Annotated in this window: 20 protein-coding genes and 3 pseudogenes; 16 read left to right on the top strand and 7 right to left on the bottom strand. The window is 36.7% G+C overall.

Annotation, left to right across the window (positions count from 1 at the left end; translation table 11 throughout):
* The first annotated feature begins 77 nt into the window (after positions 1-77).
* A complete protein-coding gene (locus HCJ45_RS05390; protein WP_185344208.1) occupies positions 78-434 on the top strand; it encodes a hypothetical protein in 357 nt (118 codons plus the stop codon).
* Between the two features lie 87 nt (positions 435-521).
* On the opposite strand, the pseudogene HCJ45_RS05385 reads toward HCJ45_RS05390, so the two are convergent.
* Together HCJ45_RS05385 and gshAB are read right to left on the bottom strand one after the other, a co-directional pair.
* Positions 522-1,405 (bottom strand): annotated as a pseudogene (locus tag HCJ45_RS05385) (IS3 family transposase).
* Positions 1,406-1,507: 102 nt separating this feature from the next.
* Positions 1,508-3,838 carry a bifunctional glutamate--cysteine ligase GshA/glutathione synthetase GshB gene (gshAB, locus tag HCJ45_RS05380; RefSeq protein ID WP_185344204.1) on the bottom strand — a complete coding sequence of 777 codons (2,331 nt, stop codon included), beginning with the start codon at positions 3,836-3,838 and terminating at the stop codon, positions 1,508-1,510.
* Positions 3,839-4,013: 175 nt separating this feature from the next.
* Here gshAB and HCJ45_RS05375 point away from each other — a divergent pair, with 175 nt between their 5' ends.
* The 5 genes from HCJ45_RS05375 (at position 4,014) to HCJ45_RS05355 (ending at position 8,131) form a co-directional block, all read left to right on the top strand.
* Positions 4,014-4,901 carry an ATP-binding cassette domain-containing protein gene (locus HCJ45_RS05375; RefSeq protein WP_185344202.1) on the top strand — a complete coding sequence of 296 codons (888 nt, stop codon included), beginning with the start codon at positions 4,014-4,016 and terminating at the stop codon, positions 4,899-4,901.
* 28 nt (positions 4,902-4,929) lie between these two features.
* Complete coding sequence (locus HCJ45_RS05370; RefSeq protein ID WP_185344200.1) at positions 4,930-6,060, top strand: ABC-2 transporter permease; 1,131 nt, start codon at positions 4,930-4,932, stop codon at positions 6,058-6,060.
* 70 nt (positions 6,061-6,130) lie between these two features.
* Complete coding sequence (locus HCJ45_RS05365) at positions 6,131-6,787, top strand: DUF1129 domain-containing protein (protein WP_221636074.1); 657 nt, start codon at positions 6,131-6,133, stop codon at positions 6,785-6,787.
* A 97-nt stretch (positions 6,788-6,884) separates the two neighbouring features.
* A complete protein-coding gene (locus HCJ45_RS05360) occupies positions 6,885-7,619 on the top strand; it encodes a MurR/RpiR family transcriptional regulator (protein WP_185380404.1) in 735 nt (244 codons plus the stop codon).
* Positions 7,620-7,681: 62 nt separating this feature from the next.
* Positions 7,682-8,131 (top strand): hypothetical protein, encoded by a 450-nt coding sequence (locus HCJ45_RS05355; RefSeq protein ID WP_185380403.1) that lies wholly within the window; start codon positions 7,682-7,684, stop codon positions 8,129-8,131.
* A 221-nt stretch (positions 8,132-8,352) separates the two neighbouring features.
* Here HCJ45_RS05355 and HCJ45_RS15120 read toward each other — a convergent pair whose 3' ends face one another.
* A complete protein-coding gene (locus tag HCJ45_RS15120) occupies positions 8,353-9,156 on the bottom strand; it encodes an Ltp family lipoprotein (RefSeq protein WP_376698128.1) in 804 nt (267 codons plus the stop codon).
* 685 nt (positions 9,157-9,841) lie between these two features.
* Here HCJ45_RS15120 and HCJ45_RS14955 point away from each other — a divergent pair.
* The 5 genes and pseudogenes from HCJ45_RS14955 (at position 9,842) to HCJ45_RS14865 (ending at position 12,478) form a co-directional block, all read left to right on the top strand.
* A complete protein-coding gene (locus HCJ45_RS14955; RefSeq protein WP_246456493.1) occupies positions 9,842-9,988 on the top strand; it encodes a hypothetical protein in 147 nt (48 codons plus the stop codon).
* 12 nt (positions 9,989-10,000) lie between these two features.
* Positions 10,001-11,260 (top strand): annotated as a pseudogene (locus tag HCJ45_RS05345) (T7SS effector LXG polymorphic toxin); the annotation flags it as partial.
* A gap of 14 nt (positions 11,261-11,274) precedes the next feature.
* Complete coding sequence (locus tag HCJ45_RS05340; protein WP_185380402.1) at positions 11,275-11,625, top strand: dihydroorotate dehydrogenase (quinone); 351 nt, start codon at positions 11,275-11,277, stop codon at positions 11,623-11,625.
* 80 nt (positions 11,626-11,705) lie between these two features.
* Positions 11,706-11,990, top strand: a complete 285-nt coding sequence (locus HCJ45_RS05335; RefSeq protein ID WP_185380401.1) for a transposase — start codon at positions 11,706-11,708, stop codon at positions 11,988-11,990.
* A gap of 158 nt (positions 11,991-12,148) precedes the next feature.
* On the top strand, positions 12,149-12,478 hold the full coding sequence (locus tag HCJ45_RS14865; protein WP_185389847.1) for a transposase: 330 nt from the start codon (positions 12,149-12,151) through the stop codon (positions 12,476-12,478).
* 168 nt (positions 12,479-12,646) lie between these two features.
* Here HCJ45_RS14865 and HCJ45_RS05320 read toward each other — a convergent pair whose 3' ends face one another.
* From HCJ45_RS05320 to HCJ45_RS14950, 4 genes and pseudogenes are all read right to left on the bottom strand, one after another.
* Complete coding sequence (locus HCJ45_RS05320; RefSeq protein WP_185380400.1) at positions 12,647-13,999, bottom strand: PTS sugar transporter subunit IIC; 1,353 nt, start codon at positions 13,997-13,999, stop codon at positions 12,647-12,649.
* 26 nt (positions 14,000-14,025) lie between these two features.
* The gene (locus HCJ45_RS05315; RefSeq protein WP_185380399.1) at positions 14,026-14,328 is read right to left on the bottom strand and encodes a PTS sugar transporter subunit IIB; all 303 of its coding nucleotides are present in this window, start codon (positions 14,326-14,328) and stop codon (positions 14,026-14,028) included.
* Positions 14,329-14,377: 49 nt separating this feature from the next.
* Positions 14,378-15,832, bottom strand: coding sequence for a glycoside hydrolase family 1 protein (locus HCJ45_RS05310; RefSeq protein ID WP_185380398.1), 1,455 nt, complete (start codon positions 15,830-15,832; stop codon positions 14,378-14,380).
* A 27-nt stretch (positions 15,833-15,859) separates the two neighbouring features.
* A pseudogene (locus HCJ45_RS14950) lies at positions 15,860-16,168 on the bottom strand (hypothetical protein).
* Between the two features lie 176 nt (positions 16,169-16,344).
* On the opposite strand from HCJ45_RS14950, the gene abc-f reads away from it, so the two are divergent.
* The 5 genes from abc-f to HCJ45_RS05285 all read left to right on the top strand — a co-directional run bounded on the left by abc-f (position 16,345) and on the right by HCJ45_RS05285 (position 24,428).
* On the top strand, positions 16,345-17,955 hold the full coding sequence (gene abc-f / locus HCJ45_RS05305; protein WP_185380397.1) for a ribosomal protection-like ABC-F family protein: 1,611 nt from the start codon (positions 16,345-16,347) through the stop codon (positions 17,953-17,955).
* 57 nt (positions 17,956-18,012) lie between these two features.
* Positions 18,013-18,543 (top strand): ADP-ribose-binding protein, encoded by a 531-nt coding sequence (locus HCJ45_RS05300; protein WP_185380489.1) that lies wholly within the window; start codon positions 18,013-18,015, stop codon positions 18,541-18,543.
* Positions 18,544-18,826: 283 nt separating this feature from the next.
* Positions 18,827-20,293 (top strand): IMP dehydrogenase, encoded by a 1,467-nt coding sequence (guaB, locus tag HCJ45_RS05295; RefSeq protein ID WP_185347832.1) that lies wholly within the window; start codon positions 18,827-18,829, stop codon positions 20,291-20,293.
* A 159-nt stretch (positions 20,294-20,452) separates the two neighbouring features.
* Complete coding sequence (gene recQ / locus HCJ45_RS05290; protein WP_185347830.1) at positions 20,453-22,228, top strand: DNA helicase RecQ; 1,776 nt, start codon at positions 20,453-20,455, stop codon at positions 22,226-22,228.
* Between the two features lie 46 nt (positions 22,229-22,274).
* Positions 22,275-24,428 (top strand): DNA topoisomerase III, encoded by a 2,154-nt coding sequence (locus HCJ45_RS05285; protein ID WP_185380396.1) that lies wholly within the window; start codon positions 22,275-22,277, stop codon positions 24,426-24,428.
* Positions 24,429-24,492: the final 64 nt, after the last annotated feature.

The following is a 24,492-nucleotide window of genomic DNA, read 5'->3' as shown; positions in this document are numbered from 1 at the left end:
AACAAAAAGAGCATTAAGTCCAATTTAATGCTCTTTTTGTTATTAAAAAACAGATAAACTTAAAAGGAAGTGAGTGTATGAGGAAATCTTATTTTTCAGAATATGGAACTAAATTATCTAAAGAGCAAATAAAAAATATTTTTGAAGATAAGTGGGATATAATATGTTCAGAGCATGATAGCTTGTTTTTTGGTGTATACTTTCTTTATAAAGGACTTTATGCGGATAAGTTAACTATTACTGATAATTATGTAGCTTCTTCACAAGAATGGTTGTATGCAGAAAATAAGCAATTCAATACTTTGGTAGAAGTAGCATTTACTAATGGCAGAAATGCAGATAAGCTAAGCAGGTATAAATTTATGAAGAATGTCATTAATCAAATGGATGAAGTAGTATTGATTGAAGAAAATTGTATCGAGGAAACCTCTTGAACAATGTCTTATATATAAAGACCCCTTAGCAATTTACAATAATTGCACTGACATGGAAAAGTGAGAATTGAATAAAAACACCTTTGATTAGGCTGCTTGTTTTCTGAAATTAACAGGAGACTGGTAGCCTAATTTTTGTTGAATTCTTTTTTCATTATAATATTTAATGTAATCTTTTACAATTTGGATTACAATAGATTTAGCGTATTTATACGCTTTATTGAGGTAGAATGTTTCACACTTTAGCGAGGAATGGAAACATTCTATGGGAGCGTTATCTGCTGGTGTCCCTTTTCGGGACATACTGCGGATAACGTTTTTCTTTTGACAACATTGATAATACTCATAAGAAGTGTACACAGAGCCAGGTCGGTTTTTCTTTTTCACTTTCACTTGGCATTGCCAACTGTGTTTCTGCATAATGCGTTGAACTTGATTGATACCAATAGTTTTTTCTTGTTTCATTAGTGCAGCAATCTTTCGATAACCACACGTATAACGATAAGTTTTACACAATTTCCCCACTTTGTTTTCCACGGTAGTTCGTGTAAAATCTTTCTTTTTCCAGCGGTAATAAGTGGATATTGGAACTTGTAATGCTTGGCAGATTTCTTTGACTAGATAGGTTCCTTTTAGATTTTCTACTAAGGAAACAAAATAGGAGGGATTCCCTTCCTTTCCAACGCCTTGTACTTTTTTAAGATTTCCAGTTCCACTTCTTTTTGTCGAAGAGCTATTTTTAATTGCTCTATTTCTGGTAATTCAACAAGACCTTTTTGATATTTATATTGTTTTCCTACACCTTGATGAAACCGATTTTCTCCATTTCGATACCAGCGCCACCAAATTTTCACTTGTGTTGGATTCTTGATATTTAAAGCGTCCATAATTTCTTTGGTTGCTTTGCCAGCTAGCTTCATTTTGATTGCTTCTTCTTTTATTTCTACTGGATATATAACTCTTGTACGCACAAAAAACACCTCCATTAATTTCATTTTACATGAATTCAACGAAAGTGTTTTTCTTTTATTCTCATTTTTTAGTGGCAGTGCCTAATAGCTAAGGGGTCTTTTCTAATCAAATAAGAAATTTAAAATTTTATCGCCAATTTTTTTCTGTTCACCTTGATATGGGAAGCAGTGCATATGCATCGCAGGATTGAAATTAAGCTCGATGATAGCATGTTTTTCACGATCAATTGTTTCACGTGGAACAATTATATCAACGCCGCAAATTTTGGCATTAAGCACTTGTGTTGCTCGAATTGCAATTTCTTTAAAGTAATCATCCATTTCAGCAGTGTAATCAATGCTATCGCCACCAGTGCTGACGTTGGAGTTTTCACGCAAGTATATGGTTTCGCCGGGTGCTGGAACGCTATCCCAAGAAAGTTTTTGCATAGAAAGCATCAGGGTTTCTTCTGGGCCAGTCTGGATTTTCTCAAGTGGTTTTAAATGATTTGTTCCACGTAATGGGTCGGTATTTTTTTCGTTTACTAGTTCGCGAATACTATGGATGCCATCACCAGTAACATTAGCGGGAACGCGCTTTAATACTGCTTCTACTTTGTCGTTAATTACTAGAAAGCGAAACTCATCACCGGGGATAAATTCTTCAATAATGACGGAACTATCATAACTAAAAGCGATGTTTAAAGCTGCTTGATAGTCTTCCAGCGTAAAGGTGTTTTTAAATATACTGATACCCCATCCGTAATTGGTGGATTTAGGTTTAATAACGATTTTTCTATCTTTAAACAATGGATAGGCTTCACTTGCCAGAAGTTGGTCGCTAAAACTGTCGCCAAATGGGACGCGGATGCCATTTTCTGCTAAAACCATTTTGGTGACGACTTTGTTTTCCATCATTAAGACGGAGACATAATTATCTTTGGAGGTTTTGCTTGCTTGTTTAACGTATTCAACATGGTTATCTTTTTGGAAGCGTAAAAAATTTTCGGCGCGGTCGAGAACATCTACCTTTATACCCCGTGCGATGGCATCTTTCCAAATGATTTGTGTGGATAGTTCCATGTCTTCAGCGCCAATCAGTTTATAGGCTAGCGCATCGGTTTCTTCCATAAATAATTGGGCTTGATTTAAATGGAAATTGATATAGCCGTTTGTTGCTGTTTGCTCTTTTACTTGATAAGCAATGGTCTTTTCAGGGTGTAGCAAGCGCTCTTTTTGTTTTTCGATGATACTAGAAAAATAGGTATCATTTGGAAGAAGGGCGCTAACAAAGTCATCCATTTTTGTAAGTTCTAGGAGTCCAGCTTCAGAAAGGCTGATTTTCTCATTGTCACAATTTTTGATGGCTGGTTGTGCCAGACCATTTAAAGCAATATTATTTTCATTTTCATCGGCTAATTGTTGGTTGTTGTCGCATAGTTCACGGTCTTTGGACAGCAGCCCTTTAATTAAAAACAGATGAATAAAGTTAAGTTCGTCTTTTGAAATGCCGTTTGCTTCTAGTGGGTTTAAGTCAATGGAGCGGATTTCTAAATATTCAACGCCGTGCTCTGCTAAACTTTCAACGGTTTGATCAGTATGGGCATTTTTGAGGCGAATGGGATTGTAAAATTCGCGCATGCTTTCGATTTTACCTTGTTCAATATAATTAGAAATGCTAGCGATATAGGCATCAAAAGAATTGTAATCAACAAAAAGTGTTTCTTTATTTTTGTAACCGGCGCTGCTATTACGAAGCGAAATTCCGTCACGGAGAGAACTGCTTCCATCAGTTAGTGTTTCTTCGTTTTCTGTTTTGGTAAAGTCAGTTAGATAAACGGGGCTAGCACCAGTTAAGTAGATTAATAACCAGCGATTTTTCATGAAGTATTTGGCGACTTTTAAATATAAGCGGTTTTTAAAAGCTTGTTTGGACTCTTCTGGTAAGCTGATTTCTGAATAAAGACCATCAATCAACGCTTCTGGGAAGGAAAAATTATAATGAATACCGGATAATAACTGGATTTTTTTGCCATATCCTTTTGCTAAATGTTCGCGATATTTCCGGTCGGGACTATCGGGTGTTTTATACTCAGCGATTGGAATATCTTCTTCAGCTGGTAAAATTGGTGGATTACTAGAAGGCCAAAGAAGTTCGTTTTTAGAGCGTAAGGAAACGATGTTATGGAGGTTTTCAAGCCACTCATAAACAGTGTCAATGGAGTCTGTCACTGGTGTAATCATTTCAATTTGGCTCTCAGAAAAATCAGTTTTGATATATGGATTATCTTCTTTCGGTCCAAAAATGGCTGGATGAGGGGTAAGGGCTAATTTTCCATCAGCAGTTACGCGAACATTTTCTTTTTCCAAGCCAAAATGACCAGAAAATAAATATTTCCGGAGAGTTGGGTTTTCTTTAAAATAATCAAGCATAGTAGTGTCTAGTTTTATCATGTTTTCACCTCAGGGAGAGTTAAATAAATTCATATAGAAGTATTTTACCGCAATATGTGAAATTAGTATAATGATTGGTTTGGGCCTTAAGTTTGTGAAAGGAATTAGTAGAAAATTTTAAAAAGTATAGAAAAATTATCATGGAGCTTATATAATGGTTTGGAGAGGTGAAAAAATGGAAATTCGAAAGATAACAAAAAAGATGGAAGACAAGATAGTGCTGAAGGATATTTCATTTGATTTAAAAGGTGGAGAAGTGACTGCGCTTATTGGTCGAAATGGTGTGGGGAAAACGACGCTATTTTCAACGATGACGGGAATTTACTTACCTGATGAGGGGGACGTTTTTTTAAATGGGAAAAGCATCTATGCGCATCCCGAAGTAAAGTGTGATTTGTTTTTCTTGGAAGACAATATGAACCATTATAATACATATAGTGTGAATGCAGTTGTCAAAATTTATAAAAATATTTATACGACGTTTGATGAGCCTTTTTTTAATGATTTAATGGAGCAATTTGAGCTTCCTAAAAAGGCAAAATTAATGTCTTTTTCGAAGGGGAGAAGAGCTTTATTTTTCATTATTTTAGCTTTTTCGCTTAATGTTCGTTATTTACTGTTAGATGAGCCGATGGATGGTCTGGATGTGATTATTAAAAAACAGATTTTAACACTCATTACGAATACGGTTAAAATGCGTGAAACAAGTGTGGTTATTGCTTCACACCGCTTAGATGAGCTTGAGGCAATTGCAGACCGGGTGATTGTTTTAAAAGGTGCTAGTGTGGAGTTAGACTATTATCTGGCGAATATGCGCGATAATGCGTTGAAAATACAAGTGGCTTTTAAAACAAAGACAATTCCGGGTTTTGTAAAAGAAAAAGCAAGGTTACTTTATCGAAACGGAAGAATATATACGCTTTTGGTTACTGAAAATGCCAGTGAATTCGCAAAGCAATTACGGCAAGAAGAGCCAATTTTGTATGAAGAGATGGTAATTACCATAGAAGATATTTTTACGAGCCATTTAACGAATGATAAAATTGATTATTACGAGATTTAGGACATAAAGTGAGGGGTGAAGGCTAGCAATGTTTAATCGAGGTTTGTGGTATAGAGAATGGCGTAATATGAGGTGGATGCTATTAGGTGTAGCAATATTATTTTTCTTAGGAATTAGTTTGGGTCTTGTCTTAGATGCGGACAGATGGCAAAGTCAAAAAAATTATTATGAGACTAGTGAATTTTTGGAGCAACAAAAAGCAGATCCAGAGTTTAAGACTTCGGATGAAGAGATAAATACTAGTTTGACGGTTGCTTATTTGGCTGTCCCAATGTATACAACTTTTGTGGCAGAGGAATATCAAGAATATATGCCATTTATGTTTTATTTTCAAATGGATATGTTTTTTTCATTGATTAAGATAAGTGTGTTTATTTTAGGCGTTTTAGCTATTATTTTTGAACGGTATACGCGAGGAAATCGGATTACAGCAGCACTGCCGTATAAAAGAACACATATTGTTGGTGTAAAATTGATTTTGGGGATTGCGACGATTACATTAAGTTATATTATTTCAACTGCACTTGGTTGGCTATATTTTTTAAAACATGTGCCAAGTGAATATATTCAACTAGATATAGCGAAATTTTGGATGGATATAGCAGGTGGATTATCATCGTTTATTCTTATTTTTTTAGTAGCAGTATTAATTGGATTGTTAATTGGTTCGCCGATTGCAGCTGCAGCAGTGGCTTTTGGGGTTACTTTATCACCTAATGTGATAAATCCGATGCTTGATAATATCTATAATTATATTTGGCCGAATGCTGGTGAAGCAGGAATGGCTACTTTACTTAGATTTGAAGATTATTTAAATGTTTTTACATTGTTTTCGTTTGAATCTGTTGCGATTGGGCCAGTGATATTTAGTATCATTTTAAATATAATGATGGTTCTAGCTATTTTAATTTTATATAAAAAACAGCATATCGAGCGTAGTGGCTACTTATTTGCATTTCCTTGGGTAAAATGGCCGTTTCTTATAATATTGTCATTAGTTCTTGGTATTGCAATAGCGAATTTGGCTACCGCGAATACAGATTTAAGTTTTGTTGCCTATATTTGTTGGGGGATAGGTTCAATAATTGTTATTTTTATTTTAATGATGTATCTTTTGCGCAAATTACGGGGACTTTTTCAAGGAGCGAAAATGAATTGAAAAAATAGCTTTTTTATAGCTGATAAGTCCGGTATAATAGAAGGTAGTATAAGTGAGGGAGGATTTAGCATTGACCACAGAAACGAATAAACCGCAATTGGCTGAACTAAAGGCTGAATTAACAAAGCGGAATTTGCAATATGTAATGGAAGTCGAAAAGCATTTGCGCGGCACTCATTACGGTGAAGAACAGCGAGAAACCATCATCTATGAAATGTGTGAAAAGATTTTAGCAGAACAGAAAAAAGGCATAACAGCAAGAAAATTATTTAATTTAACACCAACAGAATATGTTGTTTCTTTAGACGTAAAAGCAGAACAAGTAGAACAAAATACCGATAAATGGTGGCTAGTACTAGACGGTGGTTTGCTCGTACTTGGAGCGATGATGTTAATTTCTGGAGTTAGTGCTTTTTTTCAAAAAAATGCGCAGACTTTGGGGATTATTGTACTTCTAATTACAGCAGTAGTCGGCGGTTTTGCAATGCTGATTTTACGTAAATATGCTTCCAATATGCGTGCTGGGCAAAAAGGCGGCACAGTAAAATACTTACTTGTTGCAGTTGGAGTCATTGCTGTATGGATGTTTGTAATGACCATTGTTCAAGTGACAATTCCTCCAAATATCAACGTAGCATTAAGTCCGATGGTTAATACGGTTGGCGGTGCGATTATTATTGCCCTTCGATTCTATGTAAAGAAAAAGAAAAATATTCCATCTTTATAAGAAGGATACGGACAGATGACCTAATTTGCATATTGCGAGGTGGTCATCTGTTTTTTATTTCCCGGGAAATACTGATTTGGATGAGGTGAATAGATTTATGTTTTCCTATGAAGTAATTAGGCAGTTTACAGAGACAGAACATCATTTATACCGATACATAATGGATAATAGAGATAAAGTTATGTTTATGCGGGTTCGTGAGCTTTCGGAAGCAACCCATGTATCACCAGCTTCTATTGTGCGTTTCACTAGAAAAGTTGGTTGTGAGGGGTTTTCGGAGTTTAAAGTGAAGCTGAAGCAAGAAGCAACTCGAGGTGAAAAGAAAAAAACAGCAGACACAGTCGAAGTCTTAGAAGAATTTTTTGAACGAACGATGAATCGGGATTATGATCAAGTCCTAGATGCAGCTGCTGAAATTATTAATGAGGCAGACTTAGTTGTGTTTTTTGGAATTGGGACATCAGGAATTTTAGCGGAATATGGCAGTCGCTTTTTTTCCAATATGAAAAAACGGACATTTTATATTAAAGATCCATTTTATCCTAATCCGGGAGAACAATTTAAAAATAAAGCTGTAATGATTATTTTATCTGTATCAGGGGAAACGGATCAGGTACTTGAGCAGGCGCAGAATATGCAGCAATATGGTAGCCGGATTATTAGTATCACCAATACAAGTCACAATACACTTGCAGGATTATCAGATGTCAATATTCCGTACTATGTAACACAGGAAATGGTTGATAGAACGAATATTACAACACAAATCCCGGTATTATTTTTACTAGAGGCAATGGCAAAAAAGAACTATAATCAGGAGCAGGTAGAATAACTTCATAAAATTTTTTCTATACATCGTGATTAACATATTATTTAATAAAGGAGAAGATTATGTTGGAACAACCATTTAATTCTGAAAGTCAGGATGCGCCAGATGAACAAAAAAATTTTTGGAAAAAAAGTGCGGTTGTGCGCCAGTTGACAGTGGCTCTAGGTATTATGAGTTTGCTGATAGGGGTTTTTACTTTATTTACTACGGTTCCTATGGTTGGTAGACTACTTATTATCTCTGGTAATTTATTATTATATGTTTTTGGGATAATTATGCTGCTTATTACTACAGCATATTTCGTTTTCAGTTATTTTTGTTTCAAAAATTTTGCCCGTTTGCGTCGGTTGGGACTTCCCAAAAAACGAATGTACATTATCATTATTATTTGTATGGGGCTTTCTTTAATAGCAACAATTATTAGTTGGTCAATCCCAATAATTGAGTTAATTTATCTTTTTTTAGCAATACTGCCATTAGTGAATATTTCTAGAATTAAGAAAGAAAATGCTTGATAGAAATTGAAAATGGTATACGGAATGATTTAAAAATTCTAGTAGAGAAAACAAATAAGGTTTCCAGCCAAAATTAGGGGTGGAAGCCTTATTTGTTTTATTTAAAATTGGAGCTGTCAAAAAAGTGGAGTGGCAAGAGAAAAGTAGACATATAAATTAAGCGAATTCGTTAATCGCTTCACATTCATGACGCACACTACACATTTATCAGGACTTATTTTTTATTTAGATAAATTTTTGATTGCATAATCAGCTTCTTCAGCAGTGAATTGCTCACCAGCATCAGATGTTAATTGATCGCGAATTGCTTCGGGTGCCATAGACATAGTCTTTTGATATTCCTCTGCTTTGGCTAGGGCGTTTGCATTGTAATCTGCTTTTAAATTATCAACAGCATATTGACCAGCCTCTGCGGAGAATTTTTCACCATGCTCTGATGTAAGTTGATTGTATATACCAGCTTTGGACATGTTCATCATAGAAGAATATTGTTCTGCTTTTGTTAAGGCTGATTTATATTCTGCTGGAACACTTGACTCATCTAAATTATCATCTGAATCTTCCGTGAGTTCCATATCGCTCTCCATAAGAGTAACAGTTTCCACCTTATTCAATACGCCATTTTTAATAAATTGTCCATCAAAAGTTTTATCAGCTTCTTTTATTTTCTCTTGTACTTTTTCGCTTTGTTTATGGAGTGGCAATGTTGTAAATGTGAGTGTATATTTACCAGGTTTTACATTTTTAAAAGTTCCTTTCATGCCGCCCAGAACGCCAATTTCACCGGTCTGTTTTTCTAATCTGGTACCATCATCAGATTTCGCGGAAATTTCGAATAACATGCCACTCGGTAAATCTGTATCAATATTCGCTTTAATAGTGTTGTTGCTCGTTTTTGTCTTTTCTTTAATTGCATCTCCGTATCGCTCCGTTTTCTTAGCGTCTTCTGTGTCAGATTGAGCGCTACATGCGGTAAGCAACATAACGCTGATAAGCAGAAGTAAAGCCATCAATCCCTTTTTCAAATAAATCCCTCATCCCTTTTTATTTTTATGAATTCAATATAGTTCATTATATCATCGTAGTTTTCTTCTGTAAAAGCACCTTCATTCTATTAAAAAAGGACAGAAAATAATATCTTTTTTAACGGTATGGAGTGATCATTCATTGATTTTCTTTAATGGGGAATTTTTTATATTAGTAAGTATTATTTTGCTTGTTATTAATAAACTTACCAATAGAAAGTGCGGGAATTATTTTTAAAAGGGAAAAAATAAAGAATTCAAAAATAGTTCATTGACCTTTATGCTATTTTAGTTATGGCTTGTATTTATATCCTTATTAGGAAGGAGAACTCAATTTTTGAGATATCAAAATGCTAAAAAAACTGAGCGCTAATGCTGATTATCATGAATATAACCTCATTAAGATTGTGCAGACAGAGTATTGATTCGGAGCTGACAACATCGGAGTATAAGAAGTACCATTTTTTCATTCTGTTAGAAGATGATGGAAGGCTAAAGATCTTAAATTAAGTTTGGAGGTCTTTTTTAGCACTCTTGATTAGCTGAATATGGCTTTTCTAGCAATTCTCTTTGTGAATGATATAATAAGAACAGGAGAATGGACTCCTATAACACTAACAGAGAGGATGCGGATACATGGAACGGGAGCAACAACTTATGTCAAGACACAGGGAGCTGACACTCATTGAGTCGAATTGACATTGCCGAATTAACCGAATTTCTACATAACTTGAAGAAAAGTAACGAGGAAGCAAGAACGATGCTGAAAAATATCCAAACTGCCGCCGCCACCGATACTAGTTTAAAAGGAAAAGCTATAACCACCTCATAAACTTATTTTCAGGAAACCTATCCAGTGATTTGTAAAATACTTATCGAAGCATTGAATGAAAGTGAGGACAGACTGGAGCGATACATCCGAGAGTTTGGAGAACAGGTGGATCCGTCGCCTAATTCCAGAGTGGATGCCCAGTTGCTACAAGAATTAATGGATAAAGTGGCAGTCATCAAGCGAAAACAGGAAGACTTACTACTAAGAATGTCTGCTGGTACAGGCACATTATATGAAGGTCAGCAACAAAGCCTTCGAACGCAATTCACAGATGCCATAGAACAAGAGAATATCTTAGAACGTTATATTACGTTTGAACAAAGCCATGCGAACTTTTTCGACTCGTTAAGTGAACTTATCTATCAAGCGAAGAAAGCCATACAAGAATTAACTGATCATGTTACCTTTAACAGCCAAACAGGTACATATGGGTTAGAGAAGCTAGACACTACTCGATTTGAAGCATTACAAGAATTGTTGCCTAAAAAGAAAAAATACAACTTTAATGAGTACGAAATTAGGTATAACGGTGCTATCCATATTTTATTGAAGAACGGAATAGTCGATGTAGAAGCCACGAATGCCTACAATGAAGCCATGAAAAACGGCGAACTGCCTAAAGTATCCAATCAAGCAACCGAAAGCGCCGAAGCAATCAAGGCCGTCGTTGCAGCTCTCCAAAAAGGCCGAGACCCCATCACCGGACAGCAAATAAGCAAAGCACAGAGTTTCGGCATTATCGTAGGCTTAGTCTATATGTACGCAGGAGGCAGATACAAAGGAAGAAAAATAAAAATCCCTAAAAGCGCACTTGAGAACTTGGAGAGGGGAAAAGTGTTTAAGGATAAGAAGGCTAGTGGGGCAAAGGTTCCAAACCTATCTTCTTTATCGGAGAAACAACAATTAAAACTCGCAAATAAATACAAGAAAAAAGCCCCTATTTCAATTCCAGATGATGCTAAAATAAAAGCACAGACGAAAAAGGCGGGTTATGAACAAATATCTTATAAGTGGAAAGAAAATGGTATCACTTATGAAGTTAGATGGCACACTAGAACGCCGGGAGCACCAGAGGAGCAAGGAAATACTTTTGTAGTTGAAAAGACTATTCCAGGCAATGCGAATGGAAAACTGAGGGTTCAACAAATATTGGTCGGACCAGACAAATGGATTAGTAGAATCGAATGGGAAAAAGCCATGACTGCCAGAAAAAAAGGTGTAAGTACGCTGGAGCAAGATAAAATGTTATCTAATGGACATTGGGATGAATAGAAAGGAGCTAAATTATGGATGACTATTATAAGGGGTTTGAAGGGAATCCCGAAATAGATTTTTATACTTATAAAGATAATGGCGAAAAAATAGGGTTAGAAATATGGGAAGGATATTTTAATGAAATTATGCAAGAAATTAAACCTGTTAACGGAAAATGGAGGTCGTTAGCATACTATTACCATTTATATGAAGGGTGGTATGATGAAAGTCCGTGGGAAATACCAAATAATAAAGAAGCATTAGAATTACTAGAAACGGTTGAAACATCTCAGTTAGATGTCATCCCACAAGAAATCCTACTAAAATTAATAAAGCTATTAAAAGAAAACATAAATAATACTATTTACATTGAATATGATTAATTATTGTGTATAAAAAATAACTCGGGCTATGGCACATTTTTCTTGACTATCAGTTACATTACCGGCAGGAATGACCTCTATTGAGAAAAACGTATGATCGTGAATTTAAACGGAAGATTTCTCAAGATATTCTTGAGAAGAAAGTAACTATCAAGAGAATTTCTGAAGAATATAATATCTCTCGTCCAACAATTTCTCGGTGGTTTTCAGAATATCATCGATACGAAAAAAAGGCTTTTGCCGGACAAGGAAAAAGATTACCTGATAAAGCAGATTTCTACATTCTTGAACAGGAAAATAAACGGCTAAAAGAGGAAAATGAAATTTTAAAAAAGTTCAAAACGTCTGTGAAGCAAAAAAAGTAGTTCGTTTTGAGTTTGTTCACAAACATCATCAACAGTATTCAGTTCAAGCTTTGTGCAGGATTTTAAATGTAAGTAGGCAAGGATATTATTTATGGCGGAATCGTTTCCCAAGTAAGACCCAACTCCGCCCTAATTTTTTAAGAGAAAATAGTAAACGAGTGTTCTATGAAAACAAAGATCGATATGGATCCCCAAGAATCGCTCAACAGCCTTACGATGAAGGAATCGAGACCAATAAACGTGTTGTGGCTGTCCTAATGCGTGGAATGAATTTATGCGCCAAAGAAGTTCATCGATGCTGTTTGGGTGACGGATATTACTTTCATTCCTTGAGTAGTCATGGCCGCCTTTATTTGTCCACCTATATTGACTTAGCCATTCGTATTCCGCGTTGCTATATGGTTGATTCACATATGAAAAAAGACATTGTCGTCCAACCGTTACAAATTTACAAAGGAGAGACTGGGACAAAAGAGGCTCTACAATGAAAAACAAGCAGAAATCATGTCTATTCCATTTTTCGAAATGGCTCTATACGATGATTTCTGCTTTTCTATTTTCCAATTTTTATTGCTGAGTTTTAGTTATGTCCCAGCCTCATTCCTACGATTAGTCAAGTAAAGCCTACTTAGCTAATCATGCAAAAATCACCCTGTCTATTTTTCAGTTGAAGCTGTTGCGTTTGCGTCCATTGCGGCATCACTCGCGGCAATTTTATTTGAGACAATGACGAATGGTAGATAAATGACTGTCGCGACGGCGAGACATAGCAGTCCGACCAGAAGCGCGAGCCAATTTCCTCCTGTACCTAGGAATGGAATCAGTGGTCCTGGTGTCGTCCAAGGCACTTGATAGGCGACAGGGGGGATTAATTTTGTTGTGATAAAGAAATAACCAATTAATGTGTTGATAGCTGGTGTAATAATAAACGGAATAACCATAATCGGGTTTAATACGATTGGCAAACCGAAAATAACAGGTTCGTTGATATTAAAAATTCCTGGTGCTAGAGAAAGTTTTGCAATATCACGGTAGTCTGCACGACGAGAAGCAATAAAGATGGCAATTAATAGCCCAAGTGTCATACCAGATCCGCCGTAGTTTGCAAATCCGTCATTTAAACCTGCCCAAGTTGCCGGATAAGGCGCGCCCCAAGCGGAACCATGCTCGGCGACATAAGATAAGTTATCTAAGTTTGGTTCGGTGAAAATAGTGTCACGAATGGCTGCAACTGTGTTTGGCCCGTGAATCCCAAGAACCCATAGTAAGTTAGATACTAGACCAATGATAATAACAGAGAACACGTTTGTCCCCATATCTTTAAGAGGTGCTTGAATAACTGTGTAAACAAGATCATTTAATCCTTCTGGGGCTACAAGAGTAATAAGATAGTTAATGACAGAAAACAGAATTGTAATGATAATAACAGGAATTAGTACTTTGAATGAACGAGCAACAGCTGGAGGTACTTGAGCAGGCATTTTAATCATTAAACGAGGGGATCTTGCAAGGCGACTAAATACTTCCCCAGTGATAATAGCAACAATAATTGCTACGAAAAGCCCTTGAGCACCAAGAAATTTGATGGTCATATAAGTAACATCGTCAACAACGGTATAAGGTGTATAAACAATGAAGAAAGCGCCAATTGCAGTGAGTCCGCAAAGCAAATCATCTTGTTTAAAGAAAATGGCAAGATTTCGAGCGACTAAAAATACAATTAGAATTGCCATAATATTTGTAGATCCTTGCAATACAGGGGAGAAAATAGCCTGTGCATCGGCTAAATTAGGGAAAATTTTCCCAAGAAATAAGATTTTCGCAATAAAGCCATCTGGTGATAATACTGCGAAGTTAATCAACGTAATAATGGAACCAGCCATAATTAATGGAAAAACCAAAATAAATGCATCACGAATAGCGGCAATATGGCGCTGAGAATTCAATTTATTCGCAACCGGTACTAGAACACGTTCCATTCCATGTTCAAATTTTGTCATTATACTCATTTTAAAACCTCCCTATTTATCTAAAATTATTTAATCTCTGCAAAGGCTTTTTCTAGAACTGCTTTCCCGTTTAACATGCCATAATCTTTCATATCAATAACAACAACAGGGATACGTCCTTGTACAAGCTCATTTACTTGTGGTTTTTGGTAGCGAACTTGAGGTCCAAGCATAACAATATCCATTGTATCAATCACGCTACTAGCTTCAGAAACAGGCAATGCATCAATTTCAATTTCTTCCCCGATAGAATTTGCGTGCGCTTTCATTTTAGTCACAAGTAAACTGGTGGACATTCCTGCTGCACAAACAAGCAATATTTTTTTCATAAATAATTCCCTCCCAAGAAAAATTAGTGGAGCGAAGAGAGAACAAGACTTATTTGTCCTGTTCTTCTACTAAATTAGCTCCGTTTGTTTCTATTGTTTTTTTATACCAGTAAAAACTGTCTTTTTTATAGCGTTTTAGTTCTTTTTCATCATTTTCATCGCGGTCAACATAAACAAAACCATAGCGTTTTTGATAGCCATTTAACCAACTAAGTAAGTCAGTGAAGCTCCAAGTGCAGTAACCAAGCATTTCTACTCCATCTGTAATTGCTTCTTGAATTGCTATAGCGTGGGCGCGAATATAGCCAATTCGGTATTTATCATGCACTTGATAATCTTCTGTTAAGTTATCATATTCTCCAAGACCATTTTCTGTAATCATAATGGGTAATTTATAACGGTTGGTAATTCTACGTAAACCAATGCGAAGTCCAGTTGGATCAATATCCCAGTCCCAATTAGTTTTTTCAAGATAAGGATTATTGGTGTTTTTGTATAACCCTGGGATTCCAGTCTCTTCGGAAGTGCCTTTTTCGCCAGTAGTGTTCATTTTTCCAGAACCAACACCATTTTTGCCATTAAAAGCGTGTGTCATCGAACGATAATAGTTCACGCCCATAAAGTCGGGTTTCCCTTGTTTTAGAAGTTCTGTATCACTTGGTAAAATCTCCGGTGCTAGACCATGCTCCTCTAGCCAGTTCCAAGTAGCTCGAGGATATTCCCCCCAGGTATAAACATCCATCCAGAAATGGGCATTAAATTCTTCGGAGTTTTCAGCAGCTAAGACGTTAGCAGGGTTGGCATCAATCGCGTAGCTTGGTCCGTAAGCAAAACTCGGGCCGATTTTTCCAGATGTACCTAGTTCGCGAAATTTAGCAATAGCAGAAGCGTTTGCCAAGTTTGCGTGATGATTTGCTGCAAACATGCGCTTATCGTCAGAAATACCGGGTGGATGATAGGCCAATTTGTAGCCATGCGAGATAAAGACGTTTTGCTCGTTTAGTGTCACCCAGTATTTTACTCGACCATTAAAGCGTTTGAAAAGTAGGGCAGCATAGGTAGTAAAATCTTCTACTACTTTGCGCGATTCCCATCCGCCATACTCATCTTGAAGCCCTTGTGGAATATCCCAATGATAAAGTGTCACAATAGGTTCAATCCCATAAGAAAGCAGCTCGTCAATCAAACTATCATAAAATGCCAGCCCAGCTTCATTAATCTTTCCATTTCCGTGCGGGATAACCCTGCTCCAAGCAACAGAAAAACGATATGCTTTTAAGCCTTGTTCCGCCATTAACGCTACATCTTCTTTATAACGATGGTAATTGTCCACCGCCACATCTCCATTTGTTTCTTTGAATGTTGTTCCAGGAATACGAACAAATTCATCCCATACAGATGGTCCTTTGCCATCCTCATTCCAGGCACCTTCGACTTGGTACGCTGCAGAAGCTGATCCCCATAAAAAGTCTTTAGGGAAAGGTTTTAGCTTATTATGTTCCATTGTGGCACCTCCAAAAAATATATATGATTAGTATGTTTTAGTTATGCTTGCCTTACTAATGTAAACGGTTTCGGTCGCTTGGTAAATAGATTTTGGCATTTTGGGTTCGTGTTTCATATTAATGGTATAAATTTCTAATATGAAACGCTGTGTTTCACGCATGTGATAAAAAGAACAATTGACATTTAGCATTGCATCCCTTATTCTAGAAATATTAATGAAAAGAGGTGAGATGACATGTTTCTTTTAAAAGCACGAACTAGTATAGCTAAATATTTGTATATTGTCCGTGCAATTTTTTCCGTTATTGCAGTTACATTGGTGAAGTCTGCCCAAAAAACTGTATAACTAGAAAAAATGAGAGAAGCATGGAGTCACACAATCGGTTTGTATAGTGCTAAGTTAGTATTGTACTTATAATTGGCGGCAGGCGCTTGTCTGGCGCTTTTTTGTTGTCTAAAAATGTTTCACGTGAAACATTTCTGTGCTTCCTTGGATAAATGGAGGATAAGATGACAATTATAGCAATGAATAATGTAGTAAAGAGTTTTGCAGGGGATTTAATTTTAGATAAAGTATCACTTCAATTAGAAGAAGGGGAACGTGTTGGGTTAATCGGTCGAAATGGTGAAGGGAAAAGTACCATTTTAAAAATTTTAAAAGGGCTAGAAGAAGTTGATAGTGGTATTGTTACACATAAAAAGGGTGCGAAAATTGGACTTTTAGAGCAATTGTCTACAGTGGATTCGGAACTGATTGTTGAGGAGTATTTGCGAACAAGTTTTGGGGAACTGCATTCATTAGAACAAGAACTTCGAGGATTAGAACTAGAGATGGCGACAAATTCAAATGATAAATTAATGAATCGTTATGGTGACAAAGTGACACTATTTGGAGAACTTGGTGGCTATGAAATGGACGCTAATTTAAATAAAGTAGTGAATGGTTTAGGTATCAAGCAACTTATAACAAGGCGATGGGGGGAGCTAAGTGGTGGAGAGAAAACAAAAGCAGCATTAGCGCATTTATTACTCCAGAAGACAGATTTATTATTACTAGATGAGCCAACTAATCATTTGGATTTTTTGGCAGTAGAGTGGCTAACGGAATTTTTGCAACATTATGCAGGTACAGTGTTTGTGGTATCTCATGACAGATACTTTTTAGATGAAGCAGTTCAAAAAATGGTGGAATTAGAAAATAAGGAGCTAATTATTTACAATACCAATTTTTCCGGCTATTTAAAAGAACGAGAAGCACGTTTGTTACGAGAATTCCAAGATTATAAAGATCAACAAAAGAAAATCAAAAAAATGGAAAAGGCAATTAAGCAACTTAGAATATGGGCAATGGCATCAAATCCGCCTAGTGATGCGATGTTTCGGCGAGCAAAAAATATGGAAAAAGCCTTGGACCGAATAGTGACAGTAAAAAAACCAACTTTGACACAGAAACAAATGCAGTTACAATTTGATGAGGCGAGGCGTAGTGGACAAGAAGTAGTAGTAATGAAAGGTGTAAGCAAGGCTTTTGCAGATAAAACAATTGTAAAAGACGTGTCAGTACAAATTATGCAAGGGGAACGAATAGCGCTTATTGGCGAAAATGGTACAGGTAAAACGACGCTTCTAAAAATGATTGAGGGGTTAGTTGTTCCAGATGCCGGTTTCATTAAAGTTGGTCCAAGCGTTAAAGTTGCATATCTTTCTCAGCAAATGGAAGAACTAAATCCAGAAATAACTGTCCTTGAAGCTTTTCGAGATAAAGTGGCTGTAACTGAAGGAGAAGCGAGAAAAATGTTAGCGGGATTTTTGTTTTATGGTGAAATGGTATTTCGAAAAGTTGGAAATATTAGCGGTGGGGAACGAATGAGACTTAGATTAGCTAGTTTTATCCATATGCCTATCAATACACTGATTTTGGATGAGCCGACCAATCATTTAGATATTGTTTCTCGGGAGGTTTTAGAAGAAGCAATTAAATTATTTTCAGGAACAGTTATAACAGTTTCGCATGATCGCTATTTTATGGATCAGCTTTGTTCTAAAGTAATTTGGCTTGAAAATCAGCAGCTAACAGTTTATGAAGGGAATTATAGTTATGCGATAACTAAACGAAATTAGTCGCTTAGCTGGAAATTCGCATTAAAATAAATTAAAATGAAGAAAAGAGGTGATGAAGTGAAGCTAACAATTGTAAAAGGTGATATTACTGAACAAGATGTCGATGTTATTGTGAGTGCAGCTAATTCAGGACTTTTAGGTGGAGCTGGAGTGGATGGAGCGATTCATCAGGCAGCAGGTCCAGCTTTATTAAAAGAATGCCAAGAAGTCATTAATCGAATTGGTTCATGTCCAGCTGGGGAAGCAGTTATCACTTCAGCAGGCGATTTAAAAGCCAACTATATAATACATGCGGTAGGGCCAGTCTGGAAGGGCGGCGAGCATCAGGAAGCAAATAAGTTGGCATCTTGCTATTGGAAGGCTTTAGATTTGGCTGCTGGTAAAGACTTAACATCTATTGCATTTCCGAATATCTCGACAGGTGTATATGGCTTTCCTAAAGAAATAGCTGCGGAAGTGGTGCTATATACAATACGAAAATGGATAGAAGAAGAGTACGAATCAAGTATTAAAGAAATTCGATTTGTATGCTTTGATGATGAAAATTTTGCTTTGTACAATAAATTAAGTAAAAGTGAAACCGTTTAAGGATAATTATCTTAAGCGGTTTTAAAATGTTTCACGTGAAACATTTTTTACTATATTTTCTGAATAAAACAATAAAAGAAAACCTTCTTGACATAGCTCCAAGCTTCTTGTAACATCATATTCAATAACTAAAAAATACATTGGCTATTTCAGCATGATTATAGAAGTACAAGTCGCATGATGTGGATATTCTCCACCATTTTTTCTTTATGAAAATAGAGAAAAGATGATGCGTTTTTTCTATATAAAAAGCTAGCGCCATAAAAAGGAGTGTTTGCGACCCATGTGGGAATCAAAATTTGCAAAAGAAGGCTTAACATTTGATGATGTTTTACTCGTTCCAGCAAAATCGGACGTATTACCAAATGATGTAGATTTAAGTGTAGAAATGGCGCCATCACTTAAATTAAACGTACCAATTTGGAGTGCGGGAATGGATACAATTACGGAGGCTAAAATGGCGATTGCAATTGCTCGCCAAGGCGGAATTGGTGTCGTTCATAAGAATATGAGCATTGAGCAACAAGCAGAAGAGATTGAAAAGGTTAAGCGATCTGAAAGTGGTGTTATTATTGATCCTTTCTACCTTACTCCAGATCATCAAGTTTTTGCAGCGGAGCATTTAATGGGGAAATACCGGATTTCAGGTGTTCCAATCGTAAACAATGAGAATGAGCGCAAGTTAGTTGGGATTTTAACTAACCGAGACTTACGCTTTATTTCTGATTATTCGACAGTGATTAAAGATGTTATGACAAAAGAAAACCTAGTGACTGCACCAGTTGGGACAACGCTAAAACAAGCAGAGAAAATTTTACAAAAGCATCGTATTGAGAAATTGCCACTTGTTGATGAAGCTGGAATCTTAAAAGGATTAATCACTATTAAAGATATTGAGAAAGTAATAGAGTTTCCAAATTCTGCAAAAGATATGCACGGCCGACTTCTTGCAGCGGCAGCAGTAGGAATTACGAACGATACATTTGTACGTGTTGAAAAGTTAGTAGAAGCTGGCGTAGATGCCATTGTTATTGATACTGCGCACGGACATTCAGCAGGTGTTATCAACAAAATTTCTGAGATTCGTAAAGCTTTTAAAGATATTGTTATTGTTGCAGGAAATGTTGCTACAGCCGAGGGAGCACGTGCTCTTTTCGAAGTTGGCGTTGATATTGTGAAAGTGGGAATTGGACCAGGTTCGATTTGTACGACTCGAGTAGTTGCAGGCGTGGGAGTTCCGCAAATTACTGCTATTTATGACTGTGCAACCGTTGCGCGCGAATTTGGTAAAACCATTATTGCAGATGGTGGCATTAAATATTCTGGGGACATCGTGAAAGCATTGGCTGCTGGTGGTAATGCCGTTATGCTCGGAAGTATGCTCGCTGGTACAGATGAAAGCCCTGGTGAAACAGAAATTTTCCAAGGTCGTCAATTTAAAACTTACCGTGGCATGGGAAGTCTGGCCGCTATGGAGCATGGTTCTAAAGATCGTTATTTCCAAGCGGATGCTAAAAAGTTAGTTCCAGAAGGTATTGAAGGTCGTGTTCCTTATAAAGGTTCTGTTGCAGATATTATCTTCCAATTGGTTGGAGGAATTCGTTCGGGAATGGGTTATACTGGCTCAGCAGACTTGAAACATCTTCGTGAGGAAGCTGCATTTGTTCGTATGACTGGTGCTGGGCTACGTGAAAGTCATCCACATGATATCCAAATTACGAAAGAAGCACCAAATTATAGTATTTCTTAAGTGTAAAAAAACAGAAATCTCTTTAAAAAGGGGTTTCTTTTTTTATTTTCTATTCTAAAAAATACAAATCAACGCTAAAAAACGAATTTCTTCAAAAAGCTTCAATTACTATCGGAAAACAGCTATACTATTCCTATAGAGGGGGCGTGAAAAAAGATAATGATAGAGCAAGCAAAAGTAATTTTACAACAAAATTTTGGTTATCAAGATTTTCGGGATGGTCAAGTAGATGTCATTTCCAAACTTTGCGCAGGAGAAGATGCCCTCGCAATCATGCCAACAGGTGGTGGGAAGTCACTTTGTTATCAAATTCCTGCACTGTTATTTGATGGATTAACTATTGTTGTTTCTCCACTTATTTCACTGATGAAAGATCAAGTGGATGCGCTGGTTTCTGAAGGAATTGCCGCCACTTTTATCAATAGTACATTGACGACTCACGAAATCAACCTTCGTTTAGACGCTGCTTTTTCAGGAGAAGTTAAGATGCTCTATATTGCACCAGAACGAATCGAAACGCCAGGCTTTCAGCGACTAATCGAACAAGTACCGATTTCCTTATTCGCAATTGATGAAGCTCACTGTATTTCGCAGTGGGGACACGATTTTAGACCAAGTTATTTAACGTTATGTGATAGTTTAGATAGAATGAAAAAAAGACCACTTGTTATCGCGCTAACAGCAACTGCAACTCAAGCTGTTTCAGATGATATTTGCCGTTTGTTAAAAATAGGGCAAAATTCCGTCGTGAAAACAGGATTTTCTAGAGATAATTTAGCTTTTCAAGTAGTTAAAGGACAAGACAAAGATAAATATTTGATAGATTACTTATCAAAGAATAAAACAGAATCTGGCATTATTTATGCTTCGACTCGCAAAGAGGTTGAGCGGCTCCATGCGTTTCTGCTTAAAAAAGGCGTTGAATCTGGAATGTACCACGGTGGCATGACTGATTTAGCAAGACAAGAGTGGCAAGAAAAATTTCTATACGATGATATTCGTGTAATCGTTGCTACAAATGCATTTGGAATGGGAATTAATAAATCCAATGTGCGCTTTGTTATTCACTATAACATTCCTCGAAATATTGAAGCATACTACCAAGAAGCTGGACGAGCCGGTCGTGATGGCGTTCCAAGTGATTGTATTTTACTTTTTTCACCACAAGATAGTCGGATACAGCAGTTTTTAATTGAGCAATCTGAACTGGATGAAGAACGTAAGCAGAATGAATTTGCCAAACTACGCCAAATGACGGGGTATGGTTATACAGAAATTTGCTTACAAAAATATATCGTCCAATATTTTGGCGATGATGAGGAAAATTGTGGTAAATGTAGTAATTGTTTAGACATTAGAGAGGCAACAGATGTGACGATTCAGGCTCAACAAGTTTTCTCCTGCATTAAAAGAATGGGAGAACGCTTTGGAAAGGTGTTAATTGCCAAAGTATTAACTGGTTCGGCTGATCAAAAAGTAAAGGACTGGCGATTTGATGAACTCAGCACATATGGCTTAATGAAAGAGGACTCTCAAAAAGACGTATTGCAGCTTATCGACTACCTCATAGCTGAAAAATATTTACAACCAACTGACAGCCAGTTTCCATCATTAAAATTAACTGATCGTGCTGTTTCCGTACTGCGAGGCGAATTAAAAGTAGCACGAAAACAAGCGAAACGAGCAGAAAAAGTGAAGCTAGCAGTAAATAGTAGTTTATTTGAACAACTTCGGGAAGTACGAAGAGAGTTAGCTTCCAAGCATAAAGTTCCACCATATATCATTTTTTCTGATGAGACCTTGCGAGAAATGTGTGCTTACTTACCGCAAGATGAAGAGGCGCTTTTAGAAGTTAAAGGAATTGGTGCAATGAAACGGGACAAATACGGAGCGGCATTTTTGGCAGTTTTGCAACAAGAAGCAGTGAAAGAATAGACGAATTATGTTACGATAAATAGGATAGAAGAGAGGATTTTGACAGATGACAAAAACACTAGTACTGGCAGAGAAACCATCTGTCGGTAAAGATATTGGTCGTGTACTTGGGGCCAAACAAGGAAAGAATGGCTATTTAGAAGGTGGAAAGTATGTGGTTACGTGGGCGCTTGGGCATCTTGTTACACTAGCAGACCCAGAACGATACGACCCTAAATATAAAAATTGGAACATGGAAGATTTACCAATGCTTCCGGAAAAAATGAAATTAGAACCTATTAAACAAACTAGAAAACAGTATGAAACAGTGAAAAAACTCATGAACCGCACGGATATTACAACAATTGTTATTGCGACTGATGCAGGACGTGAAGGAGAATTAGTTGCACGTTGGATTATTGATTATGCAAAAATCAAAAAGCCGCTTAAACGACTATGGATTTCTTCTGTAACTGACAAAGCAATACGTGAGGGATTTGAACATTTAAAACCTGGAAAAACATACGAAAATCTGTATTATTCGGCTGTTGCACGTTCGGAAGCAGATTGGGTAGTTGGCATTAACGCAACACGAGCACTTACTACTAAATATAATGCTCAACTTTCGTGTGGTCGTGTTCAGACACCAACGCTTGCTATGATTCAGTATCGTGAAGAAGAAATTCGCAACTTTAAACCAAGGGAATACTACGGAATTACAGCTCTAACTGAGCAAGAATGTTTCACGTGGAACAATGGGCAAACTTTTGATAAAGCTTTAGCGGAAAAAATAGTCAAATCTTTGCAAGGTGAAACAGCAGTTATCACCGATGTTTCTATGAAAGAAAAGAAATCATTTTCTCCAGGATTATATGATTTAACAGAGCTGCAACGTGATGCCAGTAACCGTTATGACTTTTCCGCAAAAGAAACGCTTAATATTATGCAAACTTTATATGAACGACACAAAATTTTAACTTATCCACGGACAGACTCGCGCTTTATTTCTACGGACATTGTCCCAACATTAAAAGAACGTTTACATGCTTGTGGCGTTGGTGAAAATGCAAAAGCTACTCGTCAAATTAGCAATAAACCAATCAAAACTAATAAATCGTTTGTAGATAATAGCAAAGTTAGTGACCATCATGCGATTATTCCAACAGAGCAAGTCGTTTCACTAGGAGATTTAAGCGATAAAGAACGAAAAATATATGATTTAGTTGTTAAACGTTTTTTAGCAGTACTTTCAGAGCCATATGTTTATGAAGAGACTGCCGTTAAAGCCAAAATTGGTCAAGAAGATTTCACGTTAAAAGGAAAAGTAGTTAAATCACTCGGTTGGAAAAGTATTTATGGAGAAGCACGTGAACCAGATCAGCTAACAAAAATGAAAAAAGGGGATAAAATTCCAGTTAGACGAGTAAACTTGGAAACTGGAAAAACAAAACCACCAGCTAGATTTAATGAAGCAACCCTATTATCAGCAATGGAAAATCCGTCGAAATACATGGAAACCTCGAATAAAGCACTGGCGAAAACACTTGGTGATACAGGTGGGCTCGGAACAGTTGCAACTCGAGCGGATATTATCGAAAAACTTTTCAACAGTTTCTCATTGGAAAAACAAGGTAAAGAAATCCAAATAACTTCCAAAGGTCGCCAATTGCTTGAATTAGTTCCAGAGGATTTAAAGTCTCCAGAATTAACTGCTCGTTGGGAACAAAAGCTATCCAAAATTGCAAAAGGCGAATTAGATTACCGTAAGTTCACTGCGGAGATGCGTGATTATGCGAAAAAAGCAGTGACGGAAATTAAACAAAATGATAAGAAATTCCGTCATGATAATATCACTTCTCAGAAATGTCCTGATTGCGGAAAACCAATGCTAAAAGTTAAAGGAAAACGAGGAACGATGCTCGTATGCCAAGATCGTGAGTGCGGCCATCGCGAATCACTTTCAAGAACAACTAATGCACGTTGCCCTAATTGCCATAAGCGGATGGAAATGCGTGGTGAAGGAGAGAAACAACTGTTTGTGTGTGTTTGTGGTTATCGTGAGAAACTCTCTGCTTTCCAGGAACGTCGTGACAAACAAAAAAATAAAAACGTCTCTAAAACAGATGTTGCGAAGTTTATGAAGAAACAAAACAAGCAAGATGATGAACCGTTCAACAATCCAATGGCAGAAGCACTTGCCAAGTTAAAATTAGATAAATAAAATCAACAAAGCGACCCACTCAAATCGAGTGGATCGCTTTGTTTGACATAAAAGGTAGTATACG

It is taken from the genome of Listeria immobilis (genome assembly GCF_014322845.1).
Taxonomy (GTDB): domain Bacteria; phylum Bacillota; class Bacilli; order Lactobacillales; family Listeriaceae; genus Listeria; species Listeria immobilis.
The sequence above is the reverse complement of the archived record's forward strand: the minus strand, read 5'-3'. Positions and strand labels throughout refer to the sequence as shown.